This window comes from Streptomyces sp. NPDC052043, assembly GCF_044548235.1.
Lineage (GTDB): Bacteria > Actinomycetota > Actinomycetes > Streptomycetales > Streptomycetaceae > Streptomyces.
In genome coordinates, this window is sequence record NZ_JBIUBT010000003.1 from 638,992 (window position 1) to 655,183 (window position 16,192).

23 protein-coding genes are annotated in these 16,192 nt (G+C 71.9%); 4 read left to right on the forward strand and 19 right to left on the reverse strand.

Translation table 11 applies throughout. The features are described from left to right. Positions 1-2: 2 nt before the first annotated feature. From ACIHCX_RS10865 to ACIHCX_RS10935, 15 genes are all read right to left on the reverse strand, one after another. A complete protein-coding gene (locus ACIHCX_RS10865; protein ID WP_400028579.1) occupies positions 3-278 on the reverse strand; it encodes a hypothetical protein in 276 nt (91 codons plus the stop codon). Beyond that, positions 275-1,453, reverse strand: coding sequence for a phosphoadenosine phosphosulfate reductase family protein (locus ACIHCX_RS10870; protein ID WP_400028580.1), 1,179 nt, complete (start codon positions 1,451-1,453; stop codon positions 275-277). The genes ACIHCX_RS10865 and ACIHCX_RS10870 overlap by 4 nt, the downstream gene beginning before the upstream one ends. Continuing rightward, the gene (locus ACIHCX_RS10875; RefSeq protein ID WP_400028581.1) at positions 1,450-2,076 is read right to left on the reverse strand and encodes a crossover junction endodeoxyribonuclease RuvC; all 627 of its coding nucleotides are present in this window, start codon (positions 2,074-2,076) and stop codon (positions 1,450-1,452) included. Before ACIHCX_RS10875 ends, ACIHCX_RS10870 begins: the two co-directional genes overlap by 4 nt. Further along, positions 2,073-2,549: a phiSA1p31-related protein gene (locus tag ACIHCX_RS10880; protein ID WP_400028582.1), complete on the reverse strand. Its 477-nt coding sequence runs from the start codon at positions 2,547-2,549 to the stop codon at positions 2,073-2,075. The genes ACIHCX_RS10875 and ACIHCX_RS10880 overlap by 4 nt, the downstream gene beginning before the upstream one ends. Next, entirely contained in the window at positions 2,546-3,358 is an 813-nt protein-coding gene (locus ACIHCX_RS10885) for an exonuclease domain-containing protein (RefSeq protein WP_400028583.1), read from the reverse strand. Before ACIHCX_RS10885 ends, ACIHCX_RS10880 begins: the two co-directional genes overlap by 4 nt. Then, positions 3,355-4,452: a hypothetical protein gene (locus tag ACIHCX_RS10890; protein ID WP_400028584.1), complete on the reverse strand. Its 1,098-nt coding sequence runs from the start codon at positions 4,450-4,452 to the stop codon at positions 3,355-3,357. The genes ACIHCX_RS10885 and ACIHCX_RS10890 overlap by 4 nt, the downstream gene beginning before the upstream one ends. Before the next feature lie 3 nt (positions 4,453-4,455). Continuing rightward, positions 4,456-5,286, reverse strand: a complete 831-nt coding sequence (locus ACIHCX_RS10895) for a hypothetical protein (RefSeq protein WP_400028585.1) — start codon at positions 5,284-5,286, stop codon at positions 4,456-4,458. Further along, positions 5,283-5,780, reverse strand: a complete 498-nt coding sequence (locus ACIHCX_RS10900; RefSeq protein ID WP_400028586.1) for a hypothetical protein — start codon at positions 5,778-5,780, stop codon at positions 5,283-5,285. Before ACIHCX_RS10900 ends, ACIHCX_RS10895 begins: the two co-directional genes overlap by 4 nt. Continuing rightward, positions 5,777-6,055 (reverse strand): hypothetical protein, encoded by a 279-nt coding sequence (locus tag ACIHCX_RS10905; RefSeq protein WP_400028587.1) that lies wholly within the window; start codon positions 6,053-6,055, stop codon positions 5,777-5,779. The genes ACIHCX_RS10900 and ACIHCX_RS10905 overlap by 4 nt, the downstream gene beginning before the upstream one ends. Then, the gene (locus tag ACIHCX_RS10910; RefSeq protein WP_400028588.1) at positions 6,052-6,711 is read right to left on the reverse strand and encodes a hypothetical protein; all 660 of its coding nucleotides are present in this window, start codon (positions 6,709-6,711) and stop codon (positions 6,052-6,054) included. Before ACIHCX_RS10910 ends, ACIHCX_RS10905 begins: the two co-directional genes overlap by 4 nt. After that, a complete protein-coding gene (locus tag ACIHCX_RS10915) occupies positions 6,708-7,100 on the reverse strand; it encodes a hypothetical protein (protein ID WP_400028589.1) in 393 nt (130 codons plus the stop codon). The genes ACIHCX_RS10910 and ACIHCX_RS10915 overlap by 4 nt, the downstream gene beginning before the upstream one ends. Positions 7,101-7,176: 76 nt before the next feature. After that, entirely contained in the window at positions 7,177-7,677 is a 501-nt protein-coding gene (locus tag ACIHCX_RS10920) for a hypothetical protein (RefSeq protein ID WP_400028590.1), read from the reverse strand. Beyond that, entirely contained in the window at positions 7,674-8,042 is a 369-nt protein-coding gene (locus ACIHCX_RS10925) for a hypothetical protein (RefSeq protein WP_400028591.1), read from the reverse strand. The genes ACIHCX_RS10920 and ACIHCX_RS10925 overlap by 4 nt, the downstream gene beginning before the upstream one ends. A 102-nt stretch (positions 8,043-8,144) precedes the next feature. Beyond that, on the reverse strand, positions 8,145-8,363 hold the full coding sequence (locus ACIHCX_RS10930) for a hypothetical protein (RefSeq protein ID WP_400028592.1): 219 nt from the start codon (positions 8,361-8,363) through the stop codon (positions 8,145-8,147). Continuing rightward, positions 8,360-8,608, reverse strand: a complete 249-nt coding sequence (locus ACIHCX_RS10935; RefSeq protein ID WP_400028593.1) for a hypothetical protein — start codon at positions 8,606-8,608, stop codon at positions 8,360-8,362. Before ACIHCX_RS10935 ends, ACIHCX_RS10930 begins: the two co-directional genes overlap by 4 nt. Before the next feature lie 202 nt (positions 8,609-8,810). Between ACIHCX_RS10935 and ACIHCX_RS10940 the strand changes: the two genes are divergently transcribed. The 4 genes from ACIHCX_RS10940 to ACIHCX_RS10955 are packed head-to-tail and all read left to right on the forward strand — an operon-like array spanning position 8,811 to position 11,856. Beyond that, entirely contained in the window at positions 8,811-9,311 is a 501-nt protein-coding gene (locus tag ACIHCX_RS10940; RefSeq protein WP_400028594.1) for a hypothetical protein, read from the forward strand. Positions 9,312-9,335: 24 nt separating this feature from the next. Next, entirely contained in the window at positions 9,336-9,671 is a 336-nt protein-coding gene (locus ACIHCX_RS10945; RefSeq protein WP_400028595.1) for a hypothetical protein, read from the forward strand. Between the two features lie 49 nt (positions 9,672-9,720). Then, entirely contained in the window at positions 9,721-11,334 is a 1,614-nt protein-coding gene (locus ACIHCX_RS10950) for a recombinase family protein (RefSeq protein WP_400028596.1), read from the forward strand. Between the two features lie 30 nt (positions 11,335-11,364). Next, a complete protein-coding gene (locus ACIHCX_RS10955) occupies positions 11,365-11,856 on the forward strand; it encodes a metallophosphoesterase family protein (protein WP_400028597.1) in 492 nt (163 codons plus the stop codon). Between the two features lie 402 nt (positions 11,857-12,258). On the opposite strand, the gene ACIHCX_RS10960 is transcribed toward ACIHCX_RS10955, so the two are convergent. From ACIHCX_RS10960 to ACIHCX_RS10975, 4 genes are read right to left on the reverse strand one after another with little or no spacing between them, the layout of a single operon-like run. Then, positions 12,259-12,942, reverse strand: a complete 684-nt coding sequence (locus ACIHCX_RS10960; RefSeq protein WP_400028598.1) for an SRPBCC family protein — start codon at positions 12,940-12,942, stop codon at positions 12,259-12,261. A gap of 15 nt (positions 12,943-12,957) precedes the next feature. Beyond that, on the reverse strand, positions 12,958-14,064 hold the full coding sequence (locus tag ACIHCX_RS10965) for an XdhC family protein (protein ID WP_400028599.1): 1,107 nt from the start codon (positions 14,062-14,064) through the stop codon (positions 12,958-12,960). Positions 14,065-14,066: 2 nt separating this feature from the next. After that, complete coding sequence (locus ACIHCX_RS10970; RefSeq protein WP_400028683.1) at positions 14,067-15,308, reverse strand: VWA domain-containing protein; 1,242 nt, start codon at positions 15,306-15,308, stop codon at positions 14,067-14,069. After that, positions 15,308-16,192, reverse strand: coding sequence for an AAA family ATPase (locus ACIHCX_RS10975; RefSeq protein WP_400028684.1), 885 nt, complete (start codon positions 16,190-16,192; stop codon positions 15,308-15,310). The genes ACIHCX_RS10970 and ACIHCX_RS10975 overlap by 1 nt, the downstream gene beginning before the upstream one ends.

Genomic DNA, 16,192 nt, shown 5'->3' on the forward strand with positions numbered 1-16,192 from the left:
GGTTACTTCCTCCGTCGTTTCGTAAGGGACTGCTGCAGGGCGGCGTACTCGCGTGCGCCCGCGGCTCGGATCTCGGGAATCGGGCAGTCGTCGCGTCGGTGGCGGCCGTACCGGATCGCGAGCGCCTCGACCTCGGCGTGTCCGGTCGCGTCCTCGGCGTGCCCGCACGGGCACATGTAGTCGCCCGAGGCGAGGCTCTTCGCCTTGTTGCTGTCGAGGCGGACCCGCAGCCCGCATCCGGGGCGCGGGTTGCCGATCGTCGGCCCGATCCCGTTCACGCCGCGTCCGTTGTCCGCGTGAACGTCGCGTACTGCGCGTCGGTGAGCAGCCCGCGGTCGCGCCAGTCGTCGAGAATGTCGGTCTGCCCTTCGAGGGGTGCCGGGCAGCCCGCGCAAAGCCACGGCGTCACCTTGCGCTCACCCTTGGGCGCCCGCTCGGTGCCCTTGGGGCGTACGCCCCACTTGCACCATGGCTCGCCGGCCGCCTCGACGACGCGCTGCATTTCGCGGATCTCGTCGGCTTTCTCTGGGTAGAACATGCCGATCTCGTCGAGCTCGTCGGGCTTCGCGTAGCAGCCGCACGTGCAGTCGCCGCTCATGTGCAGATGCGCCGTGACCTCGTTCAACGGCAGCGCATCGGGGGTGCACATGTGGTGCGGTGCGTGCTCGTGGTCGGCGCTGCAGCGGTACCTCGCGCGGTACTCCTGCATGTGGGCGTTCGTCCAGTGAATGAGGGGAGACACCCACACCGCGCCGCCGTCGACAGTGACCTCGCCGGCGTTGCGGAACCGCCGATCGGTCTCGTCCCACCGGGTACCGGTGATGTACAGCACCTTGCGTCGCACGCCGTCGCGGCCGACTTGCTGCGCCCGGAACCGCTCGAGCGGCTCGCCCTTGAGGCGCTGATAGAACACGTTGTGCGAGTCGCCGCCCGGACCGGGGAACCCTCGCCAGACCGGCCGTCCCTTGTTCTCACCGCGGGTCGACAGCACCTTGCCGAGCACCAGGTCGAGGTAACGAACCTTCGGCCGCAGCTCGTGCAGCGGCAGTCCCCACGCCGCGGCGACGTCGCGCACGTGCTCGGTCGTCTGCCGGATCGCGGTGCCGGTGTTCACGTGCACCATGCCGTCGACGTACGGACGGCACACCCGCGCCGTGATCACCGAGTCGTTCCCGCCCGAGTACAGGACGTACTTACCAGCGGTCTCGCGCGGCCCGTAGTTGCGAACAGACCCCTTGTGCCGCCCCTTCGTAACAGTGCTCGTCGCGTCACCCGTGCTGAACTCGGTGATGACGCGCTGCAGGACCTCGTGCGTGCGCTCGATCGCCTCGTCGAGGGTGCGCGCCTTCCATGCCTCGTCGTCGGCCGCCTTCGGCGGGCGCTTGTCGAGGGTGTCGGGCATGCCGGGGAACATGTCGCCGAGCGGTTGCCGCTTCGCGCTTCGTGAGCTCATGCCGCGACCCCCAGTGCGTACCGCTGCGCGTACGCGTCCGGCCAATCCGCCTTGCTCAGTGCGTCGCGCTGCGCCTGCGGCATGGTGAACAGCGGCAGCCCGAGCCAGTCGTACGCGGCAGCGCGCAGCCACCATGCGTCGACCTGGTCGGCGCCCTCGTCGTCGTCGAACGTGGCGCCGTCCGCGAGGAACGCGGCCGCGGTCATGTCCTGTTTCGAGGCGCTGCCGTTGTCGGTCGCGTACTTCTTCAGCGTCTTGGGGGTCACGTACGCCCACGGCACGTCGGCGTCGACGAGCGCCGCCTGCACGACGCCGTGCAGACTGGCGATCGTCTTCAGGTTCGCGATGCTCATGCGCCCCGTGGTCATCGGCAGGTCTTCGATCACGGCGAGGTGCGGCCGCTGCTCGGCGACCTCGACCGCCAACACGTCGCGAATGACCGTGAGTCGGCGCGGTCCGTCCTTTTGCCGGGTCCGGATCCGGAACGTCGAGCCGTCGATGCGGGCGACGCCGGTCGAGGTGATCGACAGATCGAGCCCGATCACCTGCAGCTCGGTCGGGGCGGCGGCACGGTCGTCGATCGGCAGGTCGCCGGCCGCGATCAGTCCGGGAATCTCGCTCACGCCGCACCCCCCAGCACCGGGGCGATCGGGCCACGGCCGGCGCGCAGCACGTCGAGCGGGTGCTCGCCCTTCCACTGGTCACAGCGCAGGATCGGAACGCCCGACTCGCTTTCGAGGGTGCCGTGCCACCGCCACGTGTCGCCGTACGCGTCGCCCCACGGCACCGACAGGTCCCACACGTGCCCGGTGCCGTCCGTCCACAGCTTCCGCGCCCGGTCGAGGGTGCCCGCCTCCGGGTGCAGCGCCTCGGGCGGCCGCGACCAGATCGGCGCCTCGGTCGACGGCGCGCAGCGGCCGAGCGGGTGCGAGGCGATCAGGTCGTTCGCGATGACGCGCAGCAGCGCGGCCGTGCGGATCGGGCAGATCGTGTTCTCGCCGTGCAGCTCGGCGTTCCCCTCGGTGTCGACGAGCAACACGAGCGGGTGCTCGGTGAAGTCGACGAGCCGGGCGTGCGCGAACAGGTCGTCGGTCATGCGGGTGCCCCCTCGGTGGTCGGCTCGACCCACGGGCGCAGCGGCCACGCGCCGTCGACGACGGCGTTCGGGTCGGTCTTGTGGAAGTGCTTTTGCAGTCCGGCCGCTTGCTCGGCGGCGAGGTCGATCTGCAGGGCGTGCAGCTCGGCGAGCGTGAGATCGCGGAACGCGTTGAAGCGCAGCCGGCGTTCGGCGAGCACCCGCTCGGGCCAGTCACGGCGCCGCGTGTGGGCGAGCGTTCCGATCCGGTGTGCGACGCGGGCGGCGATCAGCGCGTCGTACGAGCAGCCGTGCGCCGCCTCGTCGTCCCACTCCAGCCCGTAGAACTGCGCGAGGGTGATGAGCTGCCGCGCCCCCTGCGTCTCGCTCACGCGTTTCCGGTACGGCACGGCGTGCTGATCGAGTACGCGCGTGTCGATCACGTGCAGCGGCCGGTCGCCGATCCGCTCGGCGAGCGTCGGCAGCTTGTACCGGCGCAGCTCGCGGTCGAGCAGCGTGAGGTCATACGGCGCGTTGTGCCCGACGACCGGAACGCCGTCGCGCACCTGCACCGCCAGGAACGCGGCGACCTGATCGGCGACCATGTCGGCCGGGTCGCCATCCATGCGCGCCCGCTCGGTCGTGATCCCGTGCACGGCGGTCGCCTCGGCCGGAATCTCGATCCGCGGGTCGGCGAGCCACTCGTGCGACTCGCCCGCCTCGCCGCCGCCGAGGGCGTGCAGGGCAGCAGTCACGATCCGGTCGACCTCGACGTCGACGCCGGTCGTCTCCAGATCGAACGCGGCCAGTCGGCCGAGGTGCCAACTCATGAGCGCGCCCCCGTTCCGGGCTGCGCGGCCGCCGGCCACGACACCGCCGACGGGTTCGCGGCCGGCGGCTCGTCGCCGCCCTCGCCGACGACCTCGACGTCGTACACGCCCTCGTCGTCCGGACCGGCCTCGTCGCCGTCGTGCTCGCCGTCGTCGCCCTGGTCGCCGAGCTCGCCCGTGCGCGGGTCGACGCCCCGCTCGATGTCCGCGGCGATCGCCTGCAGGTCGTCGCGCAGCTCAATGTCGCCGGCGTGCCCCTCGGCCCGCGCCCGGTGCCACACCTTGATCACGTCATGCGCGTTGCGGCATTCCCGCGCCAACTGCCGGTAGTCGACCGCCTCGGCGGGCGCCGCGGCGATCGCCGGCCGGTCGAGGCTGCTCGGGTCGAGGGCGGCCGCCGTCGAGATCGGCCCCGACAGTGCGTGCCGCAATTTCGGCAGCGACGGCACCACCATGACGACCTGAAACTGCTTCGTCTTGCCGTTGCGGACCGCCGTGCGCTGCTCGATCCACATGCGCACGGGCATGAGCCCGCGCCCCTCGGTCGCCTGCAGCACGGTGTCGAGCCCGCCGGCGAGCGCGTCGGCCGCGTAATACGACTTCGTTTCGAGCCGCCACACGCCGAGGTCGGGCAGGTCGGGCAGGAACACGCCGATACGCGAGGTCGGGCGGCACACCTCGTCGGCCTTGCGCTCGTGCCAGTCCTCGCCGTACCGCGCGAGGCAGATGCACGGCTCTCGCTTGATCCTCTCGAACTCGCCGTCGCAGCGCCGCGAGCAGCCGCCACCCGACCACATCTCGTACGACTGCGACAGCGGATCGCCTGCGGGCAGGATCGCCCGCAGCTCGGTCGCCTCGGTGATCACTCGCCACTGCGCGACGGACTGCCCTTGCGGCGTCCACTGCTCGACCCGGCCGCCGTACAGATCGGCCGCGGCCGCGATGTAGTCGCGTGAGTGCGACGTCAGAATGAACGTCTTGCTCTTGACCGGGACCGGCCGGCGATTCGGGTCGGTATGCGGACGGCTCGAGCCGGTGCGGATCCGGCCGAGCTCGGCCGCCTGCCGCTTCATGGTCATGATGCGCGATCCCATGGGTCACGCTGCCTTTCGTTCGGAAGCGCCCGGCGCCCACGGCGGTACGACCGTCGGGTACGCGGCGGGTGCGGAGTGCAGATAGCGGGCGGTGCGCACGGCACCGAGGAACGCGCGGAACTGCTCGCGCCCGCTGGGGACTTCGATGAACCGGTGCGACCGCGGCCGCAGGTTGAGCAGCGCCGTACGGTGCACCCGCGGCGCCGGCTCGGACGTGTCGTCGGGCAGCAGCCACTCGGGCGCGTGCCGCAGCGCGGCGAGCTGCAGCGGCTGCTCGTCGTACACCGTGTCGGCCGGTTTCTTCGCGCTCGTCTTGTAGTCGACGAGCCACAACTGCCGCCGCCGGTACCTGCCGGTCGGCAGCCACAGCCACACGTCGCCCGTGCCGGCGTAGCCGTAGTGGCGGTGCATCACGGTCGTCTCGACCGACTCGACGTCGCGGTCGAAGTCGACCCGCCACAGCCGGTAGAAAGCGGCGAGCTGCACGGCGTACGGCTCGACCTCGGGGTCGTACGGGTGCGGGGTATTCAGCACGAGGGCGACCGCCCGCAGGTGCACGCGGGTGCCGAGGCTCTGCGCCCGCTCGGTGTACTGCCGCGGCGTGGCGACGAGTTCCTTCCGCAGCGCGGTCGGCTCGGTCCGTGCCCGGCGGGCAGTAACGATCGGGTCGGCGATCACGGCGTCGGCGACGAGCCCGGCGCCCCACGGCACAAGCGCAGGCTTGTGCACGGCGGTGCCGAGTACGTTCGTGACGCTGATCAGGTCGGGACCCCCGGCGGGGTCGGTGTAGTACCGCCCCCGCTCGGTGTCCCGTGCCCACTTCGGGTCGGTCATCGCGCGCCGCCCGCCTGCGTCGGCCGACGAGTGGACTCGCCCTGATGCGGCGATCCGCCGCGGGTGTCCTTCTCTTCGGGCTCGGCGTTGAGCAGCTCGACCAGGTACGCGGCGACGACCGGCGAGTCGGTCTCGAACTGCGGCCACGGACAGCAGTCGTAAACACCCTCGTCGTCGCGCCGCGGTCCGCTCGGGTGGTCGTCGATCACGTGGTGCTCGTCGTCGACGCCCTCGGCGGTGCAGATCGGGGCGACGCCGGTCGGCGACTCACTGTCGGTGTAGATGACCCGCCACGCCGGGCGGCGCTCGCCAGTCTCGGCCTCGAACAGCGCGGCGACCGCCTCGCGAGCCCGCTGCAGCGTCGTGTTCACCGGGCGCTGCGCGGTGATCCTGTCGAGCGCTTCCGCCTCGATGCGGTCGGCGAGCCGGATAGCGCCGTCTGAGCCGTACCCCGCCCGCATGAACGCGGCGAGTGCCTCGTCGCGGGCGCTCATGCGGGCTCACCCGCCTCGCGGTCGGCGTTGAGCAGCTCGACGAGGTACCCGGCGAGTTCCGGCCCGACGTCGATCACGGGTTCGGGGCAGCAGCCGAACGCCGTCGGGTCCTCGGATGCGATGTGATCCTCGTCGGTGCAGACGGGCGCGATCGCGTTCGGCTCGTCGTGCACCCCGTACTCGGTGTACGTCGTGCGCCACTTGGGCCGGTCGCTACCGGTCGTCGTACGCAGCAACTCGGCCGCCGTGCGGCGGGCGTCGTCGAGGGCGCTCATGCCGACTCACCCGCCTCGGTGATCAGCACGTCGCGGCCGCACTGAGTGCTCGCGTCGGCCGGGTCGCCGTACGTGCACAGACCGCCGTCGGGCAGATCGTCGGACTTGAGCGGGACCAGACCGGCCCACGCGTAGCCGTGCTCGCGGCACAGCAGCACGCCGGAGCGGTCAGGGTTGCGGTAGGCGACGACGCCGTCGTCGAGCCGAGGGATACCGCGCTCGGCGCGGAACTCGTCGATCGCCCAGTTACAGCAGACGGGCTCACCCTCGATGCTGTGCTCGTCCTGCCGGTTCGCCGGGTCGGCCGCCTCGGCGGCGGTGAGCGTCTCCCACCCGCAGCGGCAGTGCGAGCACGTGTGCGTCTCGGTGCACGTCACGGTGACCTCGTCGACCTGCGGGCGGTGCCGCAGCTCGGCGGCGATCTCGTCGCAGCGCTGCCGGTACGCGCCGTCGACGTCTCGACTCACCATGTCGTCGGGCACCGACATGCCGGCCGACAGCTTGCCGAGGCGGCGCGGCAGCACGGCGATCGTGATCGGACCGGGCGGTGCAATGAACTCGGCGAGCTCGTCGAGACCGGTAAGCCCGAGGTCGGCGGGGCGGCGAGGCTTGAGAGTGACCATCACGCGCCACTCGTCGCGATACGTCTCCTTCACGCGGCCGCCCTCCCCTCGAGCGCCGGCTCGGCGACGACCGGGGCGCACAGCGCGTCGACCGCCGTCGACGTGATCCGGCTCGCGAGCTGCAGGCAGCGCCGCAGCCCGTAGACCGCGACCTTTGTGCCCGCCTCGGCGACGAGCTCGTCGACGAGTTCCTCGAACGGCAGCGACCGGGCGGTCGCGTACGGGTCGCTCGGCTGCTGCTCGTCGCGCAGCGCGTCGAACCGCTCGCCGAGGTCGTCATCGTTGATCAGCCGCTCGACGACGGTGTGCGCGACGAGCTGCGCGAACCCTTCGAGGTCGAGCGCGATGCCGGTCGGCAGCGCCTCGACGCCGATCCGCAGGTTCCCGGCGACGGGAACCTCTGTCAGGTGTGTGTCAGTCATCGGGAACCCCTAAGCGCAAGGAAGATCGCGAACGCGGCGAGCAGCAGAACGGCAGCGACGGTGAGGTTCGGATCGATCACGGCCGCACCCCCGCCCTGCGGTCGAGGCGGCCGTGCAGCTCGCCGTACATGGCGGGCACACCGACCCCGACGAGGCGAGCGCGGACACCGCCGACCGTGCAGCGGACGATCATCGACACCCCGGTCGAGGTGCCGCGGGCGTCGCCGACGCCGAGCGCGTGCATCCACTGCCGCCAGTCGGCGAGCGAGGTCGGGTGCACGACGAACTGCACCTCGCCGCCGGCCGCGGACACGTTGGGCCTGCCCGGCATGCCGTCGGTCTGAGCGCGCGCGGTGTCGGCGACTTGCTTCGCCCTGCGGCACTCGGCGAGGGCGGCGAGGGCGGCCGGGCTCGCCGTGTGCCGGCTGCGGCCGGGCGCGGCGAACGGGTCGGCGGGCACGAGCAGCCGCGCGTCGTCGAGTGCCTGCGCGACGTCGAGGGCGGGATCGCCCGACGTGCCGTGCACGATCGCCGCGGCGACGACGCGGGCGGCGCGCTCGATGTTCGGGTTCGTCATGCCGACACCGACCCGCGGAACTCGGTCGGCACGAACTCGTCGTGCACGAGCGCGACATGCACGCGGATCGCGACGGTCGAGCCGTCGGCGCGGGCGGGCGTCTCGGTGCGCAGCGTCCACAGCGACGCCCCGTCGAGGGCGGGCGCGCGGTTCACGTCGCCGCCGAGTGCCCACACCCACGCGGCGAACTGCTCGCCGCCGGCGACGACGACATGCACGGCGTCGTCACGGACGATCGGCGGCCGCGCGGTCGGCAACATCAGGTAGGCGATCGCCGCGTCGACCGCGACGAGCTGCTGCTCGGCGACCGGCTGCTCGGCGAGCGGCCGGCGGCGTTGGTGTAGGGGGATAGGCTTGACGCTCACGGCGTCGCCTCGCTTTCTTCCTAGCTGGGATTGGTGGGGCGCGCGCCCCGGGGTCGTTCCGCTGCTTGGCCGTTGCGGGACGGCCCCTTTGGCGTGTGCGGACTACGCCGCGCGCTGCCCGTGCTCGTCGGGGGCGCGACGGCGGGCGATCTCCGCCTCGATCGCATCGACCGATCCGAGCGGGTGACCGGGGTAGAACGCCGCCTCGGCTGCCTCGCGCGGGCTGCGGCCGGCGCGTTCGGCGACCGCGTCGACGAGGGCGTCGGCGGCGGCGCGGACGGCGCGGGCTCGTATCAGCGACGGCGTCTCGGCGGCGCTCATGCGGCGACCGCCTTGTTCTGCGGCTGCGCCTGCACCTCGCCGATCACGAACACGTCGGCGAACTCAACTCCGTACGCGCTGCAGATCGCGGCGACGGCGGTCGAGCTCGCCGGCTGCCCGCGGCGCAGTCGGTGAATCGTGGCGATGCCGACGCCGGTCGCTATCGCTTGCTGCTCGAAGGTGTGGTGCCCCCTCGACCGGGCGAGGTCGAGGAACGCGGCCACCCTCAGTTTGATCACGGACACGGCAGTTCCTTCCGTCGATGGAAGTTCCATCGATGGAAGGAAGCTGCGAGATCGCGAGATTGATTGCGGTATTCGGACGCGTGTTCGATGATGGGTCACGGACTGCAGGAACGCCGAAAGGTTGCCCTGTACGAACCTTGCGCTGTGCTTCCATCGGTGGAATGTCGACATGCCGATCATCCATCAGCGGTAGCCTGCGGCCATGCGGAGACGAGATGATCAAGATCAGACTGAAGGGCTCGGGCACGGCAGCCCGACCGCGCCGCCAGGCGAGCCGGCATGGCTGACCTGGCTCAAGGGCGAGTTGACCGACCGTGGGTACGACGTCACATCAGAGCGCGGCGGCGGCCGGGCGCGGCTCGTCCGCGAGACCGGCCTCGGGCTCGCCACAATTTCGCGTGTGCTTGACGGGAAGGTTCCGGGGTATGAGACACAGCTTGTGCTTTCTCGTCATCTCGGAATCCCTATCGAGCACTTTCTGATTCGAACGGGCAAGGCGGCGTCGACAGATTTTCTAACTGTCGGTTCGGAAACTGATCACTCTCGGGTATCGTCCGGACAGGAACTGACGCCAGAAGAGATTGCCGTGCTCGCGGGCGTGCCAGAGGATGACCGACCCTGGTTCACGACCATGATCCGACGCCTGCGTCGGGCCGGCGACGATGGTGACAGCACGACGGGGGGTGCTGTCGCAGAGGGGTGAGTCATGCGGGGACGGAGATTGCTGGTGGCGTTTTCGGTGAGCGCGATTGTGGGGATCGTGCTCGCCGTTCACGGAATCATCACAGACGTTGACGAGGCGTACGAGTTCGGGTGGGTGGTGCTGCTCATCGGCCTCGCGGGCATCGTCGATACCCGTTTCCGCATCAACGCACAAAGAGTCATCGATCACACCACGAACGTCGCGACGCTCGCCGAGCAAGAGCGGCAGAGCTACGCGGAAATGGGCTGGAAAGCTGCCCGGCTTAGCGCGACATCGGAACCCGGACGCACGGCGGGCGCGCAAATCGTAGAACTGCCCACCCGCCACACCTCCGAAATGCGCCGAGGCGGCAGCGCATAAAAGAGGGGGTTAACGTTTCGTGAATAGTCGGACACGCGCAGGTCTCTACGTGCCCGCGCAGCCGTCCATTACAGCCGTCGAGCTGAAACCCGTCATCGGGTACGCCCGCGTCAGTACGTGGCGCGAGGAAATGATCAGCATCGACATTCAGAAGAGCGTCGTCGAGGAAGCGGCCGCCCGCCGGAACCGGTACGTCGCCGAGTGGATCGTCGACCCGGACGCGACCGGCAGGAACTTCAAGCGCAAGGTGATGCGCGCGATCGAGATCATCGAGGACCGTGAGCGACCCGAGCGCGAGCTGTGGTCGTGGAAGTTCTCACGGTTCGGCCGCAACCGGCACGGCATCGCGATCAACCTCGCCCGGATCGAAAACGCCGGCGGCGAGCTCGTCTCGGCGACCGAGGACGTCGACGCGTCGACCGCCGTCGGCGAGTTCACGCGCGACATGCTGTTCGCCGTCGCCGCGTTCGAGAGCAACCGGGGCAGTGAGCAGTGGATCGAGACGCACGAGCTGCGCCGCGCCGCGGGGCTGCCCGCGACCGGGCGGAAGCGGTTCGGGTACCGATGGCACCCGAGACGCCTGCCCGACGGCGAGGGCGGATGGAAGCTGCAGGATGAGTGGTATGAGGTGCTGCCGGATCAGGCAGAGGTTATCCATGACAGCTACACGCGGTACACAGCCGGTAAGACGGGTTATCACTCGCTCGCCACATGGTGGAATGATCTAGGGCTGCGTAACGCGTGGGGCAACCCGTGGCAGGACCAAACCGTCAGGTCGTACATGACAGCCGGATTCTCTGCCGGGCTGCTGTACGTGCACCGACGGGACATTACATGTCCGAACCTGCGCCGGTCGCAGCGCTGCCTCGACGCCGACCATTGGTGCTACCGGCCCGCCGAACATGAGGGAATCCTCGACGGCGGCGAGTGGGACGCGTTCCGCGACCGGCGCAAGGAACGCTCACGTACGCCGCGCCGATCGCTGAGCCCGACGTATCCGCTGTCCGGGCTCGTGTTCTGTGGCGTGTGCCGCGAGGACAAACGCGAGGCACGGTGCAACGTCACCCACAACGGATCACGGCCCGACCTCACGTACTACGTGTGCGGCGCCAACCGGCGCGGGCTCACCACACACGGCCGCGTTCGGGCACGCCGCAGTCACGTCGAGGGCGAGGTGTACAAGTGGCTGCACGACGTCCGCGACGAGATCGACGCGATCGCCGCCGGCCGGGTCGTCGTGCCGCAGCAGCGCATCGACCAGGGCGACACCGAGCACAAGCGGAAACAGCTCACCGCAGAGATTGAGAAACTGACGCGCGCCCTCGACCGCGCCGCCGAGGCGTACGCCCTCGGCGACATGCCGCGGGATACGTTCCTGCGGACGCGGGACAAGCTGACCGGCGACCGTACGGCACGGCAGACCGAGTTCGACGCACTACCCGACCCGGCGCAGGCGCCCGCAACGCCGATGGCGCACCGCGAAGTCGTCGCCGGTCTGCTCGCCGAGTGGGACACGATCAGCGTGCAGTCGAAACGGCTCATGCTGGCGTCTTTGATCCGGCGGGTCGAGGTCGGCCTCGACCGATCAGTGCAGGTCGTGCCCGTGTGGGCGCCGCCCGACGAGCCGCTGCCGGTAGTGAAGGGATCCCGCCGACAGAGCTAGCCTGACCTTATGGGGGTTTCTCTACTACTGATGTCCGACACCCATCTGCCCAAGCGCGCCAAGGAACTGCCCGCGCGACTGCTCGCCGAACTCCCGCACGCCGACGTCGTCCTGCACGCCGGGGACTGGGTCGACACCGACACGCTGGACCTGCTGGAGAGCCGCAGCCGCCGCCTGATCGGCGTGTACGGCAACAACGACGGTCCCGAACTGCGCGCCCGGCTGGCCGAGGTGGCCGAGGCCGACCTGGACGGGCTGCGCCTCGGCGCCGTCCACGAGACCGGACCGGCGCAGGGCCGTGAGGCCCGCTGCTCCGCCCGCTTCCCCGACCTCGACGTCCTGGTCTTCGGCCACAGCCACATCCCCTGGGACACCACCACGCCCTCCGGCCTGCGCCTGCTCAACCCGGGCTCACCGACCGACCGCCGCCGTCAGCCCTACTGCACCTACATGACCGCGACCGTCACCCGCGGGCGTCTGACCGACGTGGAACTGCACCGGCTGCCGCGCCGGACCGCGTGAGGCCCCGGGACCGTGCGGCGTCGGGACCACGCAGGCGGGCAGCCCCTGAACTCAGGGGCTGCCCCGGGGTCACTCTTCCCTTCCTCGTTTCCGACTTCTCGGCGAGATCCGGGCCGCTGTGTGCGTGGCGGCGGCCCGGGCGCTGCGAGTGTGCGCTGTCACGGACCTCCTTCCCACTGGGATGTGCGGCACATGTGCTGCGGAGGCGATGCATGCCTCATCCGTTGATGGCGCGCGTACCCTTCCCGCACCACCTCACACCATCGAATCCGCAAAACCCGGCTGAAAGCCGAAATACGTCGAAACAGCAGGTCACAGCGGCAACGAGGGACTGCTCGCGGCTCACGCGCACCCTGCGCACCGGACACGGTCCGGCGACCGTCCGCTCCGGCGGCCGGCCGGTCAGGGGCGCCGGAGCCGGCGTACGCCCGCGATCAGCAGCGCCACTGCCAGGGCCACGCCGACCGCCGCGGCGGCACGCTTGGCGACCGGTACGCCGGCGGTACGCAGCAGGTCGAGCGGCTCCGGCTCCGGCTCCGCGGACCGGGGCGCGTGCCGCGCGGGCTCCTCGCGCACCTCTGCCGGAGCGCTCCCTGCGGCACCCTCGGCGGCGCCGGGAGGGGACTCGGCGGCGCCGGGAGGCGTCTGTGCGAGGCGCTGCGAAAGACACTCGGCGAACTGCCCCACCAGCCGGTCGCCCACCTCCGCCAGCACCCCGCGCCCGAACTGCGCCGGGCGGCCGGTCACCGTCAGATCGGTCCGCACGGACACCGCCGTGCCGCCGTCACGCTCCTGAAGCGTGCCCGTGACGGTGGCCCGCGCCGTGCCCTGCCCGCGCGTCTCCCGGCCGTTGGCGAGGAGGACCATGCGGTGCGCCGCCTCGTCCTGCTCCTCGAACACCGCCGTCCCCTTGTACGTCACCATGATCGGCCCCAGCCTGACCTTGACCGAACCGGTCACGGTCCTGCCGTCGTACTCCTGCACGGAGGCCCCCGGCAGACACGGCGCCACGCGCTCGATGTCCAGGAGCGCCCGCCAGGCGTCGTCGACCGGCACGGGCACGGTGAACTCGTGGTGCATCTCCATGACGTCTCCTCGTACTCAGGCGGAGCCGGTCGCGTGGATGGCTCCGATGGTCGCGGTCAGGGGCGCACCAGTGCCGCCCCAGCGCAGCGCGACGATCTCGGCCGCCACGGACACGGCCACCTCCTCCGGGGTGCGGGCGCCGAGGTCGAGACCCACCGGGGAGCGCAGCCGGGCGAGTTCGTCCTCCGTCAGGCCGGCGTCGATCAGTCGTTCGAGGCGGTCGTGGTGGGTACGGCGGCTGCCCATCGCGCCGACGTAGGCGGCGGGCCGGCGCAGCGCCTCCTCCAGCAGCGGCACGTCGAACTTCGGGTCGTGGGTCAGGACGCAGATCACCGTGCGCTCGTCGGTGTCCGTGCCGTGCAGATAGCGGTGCGGCCAGTCCACGACCACCTCCACGCCCTCGGGGAAGCGTTTCGGCGTGGCGAACACCGGACGGGCGTCGCACACCGTGACGCGGTAGCCGAGGAAGGCGCCGATGCGGGCCACCGCGGCCGCGTAGTCGATCGCGCCGAACACCAGCATCCGCGGCGGCGGCGCGAAGGACTGGAGGAACACCGTGACGGCGTCCTCGCGGCGCTCGCCGTGCGCCCCGTAGTGCCTGAGCCCGGTGGCGCCCAGGGCGAGTTCGCCGCGGGCGTCGGCGGTCACCGCCACGTCGAGGCCGGACGCGCCCAGCGTGCCCGCCACCGCCCGGGGCCACACCGTGAGCGTCGCCGCGCGCGGGGCCGGTCCGTCGACCACCGTCGCCACGGTCACCGGGTCGCCCGCCGCGACGGACGCGGCGAGCGCCCCGAAGCCCGGGTCGGACTCCTGGGTCACCTGCCTGACCAGCACGGAGATCTCACCACCGCAGGTGAGCCCCACCGCGAAGGCGTCCTCGTCGCTGTAGCCGAACGTCGCCACCCGCGGCTCGCCGCCGGCCGCGACCTCCTGGGCCAGGTCGAACACCGCCCCCTCCACGCATCCGCCGGACACGCTCCCCACCACCTCGTCGTCCGGGCCCACGGCCATCGCCGCACCGGGTTCGCGCGGCGCGCTGCGGCTGACCGTGACGACGGTGGCGAGGCCGAACGGCACCCGCGCCGCGTACCAGCGCTCCAGCACCGGAAGAATGTCCCGCACGCTCAGCTCCTCTCCCGCGGCCCCGGCACCCCGCCGGCCGCGTCCGGGCCGGCGCCCCGCACCACCGCCGCCAGACGCTCCAGGGCGGCCAGGCTGTGACCCTCGACGAAGTCGTCAACGCTGGGCAGCGCCGCCGCCATCCCCGCGGCCAGCGGCGCGTAGCCGGGGCGCGCCTTGCGGGGGTTGGACCAGACCACCCGGTGCGCGAGCCGGTGCAGGCGCCGCATCTGGGCGGCGAGCAACTGCGGGTCGCCGCGCTCCCACCCGTCGGACAGCAGCACCACGACGGCACCGCGCGCCATGCCCCGCTGGCCCCAGCGGTCGAGGAACTCCCGCAGCAGCTCGCCCAGGCGGGTGCCCCCGCGCCAGTCGGGCACGGCCTCGGCGACCGCGGCCATGGCCAGGTCCGGGTCGCGGTGCGACAGCTCCCGGGTCACCCGGGTCAGCCGGGTGCCGATGGTGAACACCTCCGTGCGCCGTCCCCGGGCGGCGGCGTGCGCGAACCGCAGCAGGGCGTCGGCGTAGGGCCCCATGGATCCGCTGACGTCGACCAGCAGCACCACCCGTCGCGGCCGCTTCGCGCGCGTGTGCCGCCGCGGCGGGGCGGGCTCGCCGCCCCGCCGCAGCAGTTCCCGCACGGTGCGGCGCGGGTCGACGTCCCCGCGCCGGGCGGGCCGTCGCCGCGCGGTGCGCCGCGGCTGCCCGTGCAGCGCGAACGCGGCGAGCAGCCGGCGCACCTGCGCGCGTTCCGCGGGGTCCAGCTCCGCCACGTCGCGGTGGCGCAGCACCTCGGCGGAGCTGGCGAGCGTCGCGGTGGGCGGCCCCTGGCGCTCCTCTCCGGGCGGGCCGGTGCGCGACCCGGCGGGCGCCTCGCGCAGCACCAGCCGCGGCGGGGGCGGGGGAGCGGTCCGGGCCGGGCGGGCCGGTGTCCCGTCGGTGCCGAAGTACGCGGCGAACACCCGCTCGTAGCGTTCCAGGTCGTCCCGGTCCCCGCACAGCGTCACCCGGCCCGCCCAGTACACGTCCGTCCGCAGTTCGGGGCGCAGGGCGTCCACCGCGCGCAGGTAGGCGTGCACCCGCTCGGCGCTCGCCGCGACCCCGGCGGCCCGCAACGCCCGGGCGAAACCCAGCAGCGCGGCATCACCCCCCGGCCCACGGCCACCGGCCCCGGTGCCCGTGCCGCGCTCCGCGCCGCCGCCTCCGTGCGCCTCGGGGTGTCCCTGCCCTCGCCCGGTCACGCCGATCACGCTCCCCGTCCCGCGAGGACCGCCGCGAAGTCCAGGGAGCGGGCCCGGTCCGTGTCCTCGCGGTACTTCAGGACCGAGCCCAGGGTGGCGACCGCCAGCTCCGCGTCCACCTCGTCCGCGCCGAGGGCGTCCAGGGCGCGTGCCCAGTCCAGGGTCTCGGCCACGCCCGGCGGCTTGAGCAGGTCCTCGGCGCGCAGCGCCTGCACCAGCGCGGTCACCTGCTCCGCGAGCCGGGCCGACACCTGCGGCAACCTGCGCCGGACGATGGCGAGTTCGCGGCCGAAGCCGGGATGGTCGAACCAGTGGTACAGACACCTGCGCTTCAGCGCGTCGTGCACCTCGCGGGTGCGGTTGGAGGTCAGCACGACCACCGGCGGCACCTCGGCCCGCAGCGTGCCCAGCTCCGGAATCGTCACCTGGAACTCCGACAGCACCTCCAGCAGGAACGCCTCGAACTCGTCGTCGGCCCGGTCGATCTCGTCGACCAGCAGCACCGACGGCTGGGTCTGCAGGGCTCGCAGCAGTGGCCGGGCGACCAGGAACCGCCGGTCGTACAGCTCGTGCTCCAGCCGCTCGGCGTCCCTGACCCCGGCGGCCTCGGCGGCCCGCAGATGCAGCAGCTGACGGGGGAAGTCCCAGTCGTACAGCGCCTGGGAGGCGTCGATGCCCTCATGGCACTGGAGCCGGATCAGGGGCGCGTCGAGCACCTCGGCGAGGGCGGAGGCGAGCGCCGTCTTGCCGACGCCCGCGTCGCCCTCGCAGAAGACCGGCCGGTGCAGCCGCAGCGCCAGGAAGCAGGCGACGGCGAGCCCGTCGTCGACGAGGTAGCCGGTCTGCTCCAGGCGGGAGCGCACCTGCTCGGGGCTGTCCAGGGAAGTGAT

What these genes read in the sequence shown, in the direction of transcription:
- ACIHCX_RS10940 (WP_400028594.1), top strand. Translation starts at nt 8,811, where the DNA reads ATGCGGAGACGAGATGATCAAGATCAGACTGAAGGGCTCGGGCACGGC.
- ACIHCX_RS10880 (WP_400028582.1), bottom strand. Translation starts at nt 2,549, where the DNA reads ATGACCGACGACCTGTTCGCGCACGCCCGGCTCGTCGACTTCACCGAG.
- ACIHCX_RS10915 (WP_400028589.1), bottom strand. Translation starts at nt 7,100, where the DNA reads ATGACTGACACACACCTGACAGAGGTTCCCGTCGCCGGGAACCTGCGG.
- ACIHCX_RS10955 (WP_400028597.1), top strand. Translation starts at nt 11,365, where the DNA reads ATGTCCGACACCCATCTGCCCAAGCGCGCCAAGGAACTGCCCGCGCGA.
- ACIHCX_RS10900 (WP_400028586.1), bottom strand. Translation starts at nt 5,780, where the DNA reads ATGAGCGCCCGCGACGAGGCACTCGCCGCGTTCATGCGGGCGGGGTAC.
- ACIHCX_RS10890 (WP_400028584.1), bottom strand. Translation starts at nt 4,452, where the DNA reads ATGGGATCGCGCATCATGACCATGAAGCGGCAGGCGGCCGAGCTCGGC.
- ACIHCX_RS10920 (WP_400028590.1), bottom strand. Translation starts at nt 7,677, where the DNA reads ATGACGAACCCGAACATCGAGCGCGCCGCCCGCGTCGTCGCCGCGGCG.
- ACIHCX_RS10895 (WP_400028585.1), bottom strand. Translation starts at nt 5,286, where the DNA reads ATGACCGACCCGAAGTGGGCACGGGACACCGAGCGGGGGCGGTACTAC.
- ACIHCX_RS10870 (WP_400028580.1), bottom strand. Translation starts at nt 1,453, where the DNA reads ATGAGCTCACGAAGCGCGAAGCGGCAACCGCTCGGCGACATGTTCCCC.
- ACIHCX_RS10930 (WP_400028592.1), bottom strand. Translation starts at nt 8,363, where the DNA reads ATGAGCGCCGCCGAGACGCCGTCGCTGATACGAGCCCGCGCCGTCCGC.
- ACIHCX_RS10960 (WP_400028598.1), bottom strand. Translation starts at nt 12,942, where the DNA reads ATGGAGATGCACCACGAGTTCACCGTGCCCGTGCCGGTCGACGACGCC.
- ACIHCX_RS10885 (WP_400028583.1), bottom strand. Translation starts at nt 3,358, where the DNA reads ATGAGTTGGCACCTCGGCCGACTGGCCGCGTTCGATCTGGAGACGACC.
- ACIHCX_RS10905 (WP_400028587.1), bottom strand. Translation starts at nt 6,055, where the DNA reads ATGAGCGCCCTCGACGACGCCCGCCGCACGGCGGCCGAGTTGCTGCGT.